Annotated in this window: 3 protein-coding genes; all 3 read left to right on the top strand. The window is 63.4% G+C overall.

Translation table 11 applies throughout. The features are described 5' to 3' along the window. Nucleotides 1-351 (top strand): TVP38/TMEM64 family protein (locus tag ACREC7_RS16205; RefSeq protein WP_431556722.1); only part of this gene is annotated, 351 nt, incomplete at its 5' end. A gap of 30 nt (nt 352-381) precedes the next feature. Continuing rightward, nucleotides 382-1,812, top strand: a complete 1,431-nt coding sequence (locus ACREC7_RS16210; RefSeq protein WP_431556723.1) for a dihydrolipoyl dehydrogenase family protein — start codon at nt 382-384, stop codon at nt 1,810-1,812. A gap of 37 nt (nt 1,813-1,849) precedes the next feature. Continuing rightward, nucleotides 1,850-2,924, top strand: a 1,075-nt coding sequence (locus tag ACREC7_RS16215; protein ID WP_431556724.1) for a sensor histidine kinase, incomplete at its 3' end; no start/stop codon positions are given.

Genomic DNA, 2,924 nt, shown 5'->3' on the forward strand with positions numbered 1-2,924 from the left:
CTTCTCTTCTTGCGCCTTGTGCCGGTCTTTCCCTTTTGGCTGGTCAATCTCGCTCCTGGACTGCTTGGCGTGAGTTTCGGCACCTATGTCATCACCACGATACTCGGAATCATCCCGGGAACATTTGCTTATTCTCTCGCCGGCAATGGCCTCGACAGCGTGATCGAGGCGCAGCAAGCTGCTCACCAATCCTGCCTTGCCAAGATGGGACCGGGAGGCCAAGAGTCTTGCCCATATGCGCTCGATCCGGGAGCACTTCTCACGCCGGAGCTGATTGCGGGGCTGGTTGCGCTTGGGCTGGTTGCGCTGGTTCCGGTTCTGGTCAAATGGTTCAGGCGCCGGGCGGCCTGATGGGTTGAGGCTAAGGGGGACGAGTCGGCCATGGAAGAGGTGCTGAAGCCCGACCTCTGCGTTATCGGTGCGGGCTCAGGAGGCCTTTCAGTCGCGGCCGCGGCCGCCCAGTTCGGTGTGCCTGTCGTGCTCATCGAGAAGGGCCGCATGGGCGGCGACTGCTTGAACTATGGCTGCGTCCCGTCCAAGGCCCTGCTCGCCGCCGGCAAGCGTGCCGAGGCCGTGCGCACCGCTTCCAATTTCGGCATCGACGTGATCGAGGCGCAGATCGACCACCGCGGCGTCCACGACCACGTTCATGGCGTCATCGCCGCCATCGCGCCGAACGATTCGATCGAGCGCATGACGGGGCTCGGCGTGCGCGTCATCCAGGCCAGCGCCAGCTTCCTCGACAAGTTCACGGTGGAGGCGGGGCGCGTCCTGGTGCGCGCACGGAGATTCGTCATCGCCACGGGCTCCATGCCCTCGATCCCGCCGATCCCCGGTCTCGACGAGGTACCCTATTTCACCAACGAGACTATTTTCGACGTCAGCGAGCGCATCCAGCATCTCATCGTGCTTGGCGGCGGCCCGATCGGGCTAGAGCTCGGTCAGGCGCATCGCATGCTCGGCTCCCACGTCACCATCTTCGATACTGCGAGCCTCCTCGCCAACGAGGATCCGGAAGCAGCGCGCGTCTTGATGAAGCGGCTCGAAGACACGCAAGTGGTTCTCTATCCCAACACCCGCGTCGAGCGCGTCGAGCGCTCGGTGCAAGGCGTCGGGGTGCATTTCCACAAAGACGGTGAGACCACCATCATCAAGGGCACGCATCTCCTCGTCGCTACGGGCCGCAAGCCGAACTTCAAATCGTTGAGCCTCGATCGCGCCGGCGTCGATTTTACCGACGAGGGCATCAAGGTGAACGAGCAGCTCAAGACCTCGAACCGCCGCATCTATGCGATCGGCGATGTGATTGGCGGACCCAAATTCACCCACCTCGCCAATTATCACGCCGGCATCGTCATCAGGAATGCGCTGTTCCGGCTCAAGCCCGATGTCAGCGCTGCGGCGATCCCCCGCGTCACCTATACCGAGCCGGAGCTTGCCCAGATCGGACTGACCGAGGACGAGGCCCATAAGCGTTACCGCCGCCGCTCGATCCGCATCTATCGCTGGCCCTATGCCGACAACGACCGAGCCCAATGCGAGCGCGAGACGGAAGGATTCATCAAGGTTATCACCAGGCCCGATGGCACCATTGTCGGCTGCACCATTGTTGGCGCCGAGGCCGGCGAATTGCTTCAGCTCTGGGTGGTGGCCATGGCGCGGGACATCAAGATCGGCGACCTCACCTCCTTGGTGCTGCCCTATCCGACCCTTTCCGAGCTCTCCAAGCGGGTGGCCTACACTTATTATTTGCCGACTTTGACGAAAGGCTGGCTCCGTAGCATCATTAGTTTCTTGCGCCGCTTAGGATAGCGGCAAGTGCGGTGCGCCGCGATTTCTTGAGTTTCGAGTGTTGCTTGTGAACAACGAGGCTTCGGACGCAGCTACGGAGAAAAAACCGGCGTCCCGCTATGTGCCGGGACTCTCCGCCAAACTGCTCCTGCTAACCATTCTGTTCATCATGCTCGCCGAGGTGCTCGTGTTCGTGCCCTCGGTCTCCAATTTCCGTCGGCAATGGCTGACGGAGCGGCTGGCGGCCGCGCATATCGCCTCGCTCGCCGCCGAGGCCGCCCCTGGCGGCCAGCTGCCCTCGATGCTGCGCGATGAGCTGCTGGAGCGAGCGCAGGTCAAAGCCATCGCCGTGAAGCGGGCCGATAGCCGCGTGCTCATCATCGAAATGGACATGCCCGCCGATATCGACGCCTCTTACGATCTGCGCACCGCCTCGTGGATGACGCTCATCACCGATGCGCTCATGGTCTATTTGGCGCCCGACGATCGCGTCATTCGCGTGATCGGCGCCTCCGGCTTCGATTCCGGCGAATCGATCGAGGTGGTGATGGGCGAGGGGCCGCTCAAGGCGGCCATGATCCGCTACGGCCTCGACATTTTGGGCCTTTCCATCCTGATCTCCATCATCACCGCGGCGCTCGTCTATCTCTCGCTCGATGCCCTTCTGGTGAAGCCCATGACCAAGCTCACCTGGAACATCGTGCGCTTCTCGGAGCGGCCCGAGGACCCGACCAGGGTCATCGCCCCGTCTTCCCGGCGCGACGAGATCGGCACGGCCGAGCGCGAGCTTTCCGCCATGCAGAAGGAGCTCGCCGAGACGCTGTCACAGAAGAGCAGGCTCGCCGCGCTCGGCTTGGCGGTGAGCAAGATCAGCCACGATTTGCGCAACATGCTGTCGAGCGCCCAGCTCCTGTCCGACCGCTTGGGCACGGTCAAGGACGAGCGCGTGCAGCAGCTCGTGCCGAAGCTGCTCGCGTCGCTCGATCGCGCCATCAGGCTGTGCGCCCGCACCCTCGATTTCGGACAGGCGCATGAGGTGCCGCCGCAGCGGAAGCAATTTCCACTGGCTCCCCTCGTCGCCGAGGTCGGCGAGGCGCTCGACCTGCCGCGCCCCGAGCGCATCGCCTGGACCG

Origin of the sequence: Methyloceanibacter sp., from assembly GCF_050728395.1 — a bacterium.
In the GTDB taxonomy this organism is placed as follows: Bacteria; Pseudomonadota; Alphaproteobacteria; order Rhizobiales; family Methyloligellaceae; genus Methyloceanibacter.

Coding starts and splice junctions, on each gene's coding strand:
- ACREC7_RS16210 (WP_431556723.1), top strand. CDS start 382: ATGGAAGAGGTGCTGAAGCCCGACCTCTGCGTTATCGGTGCGGGCTCA.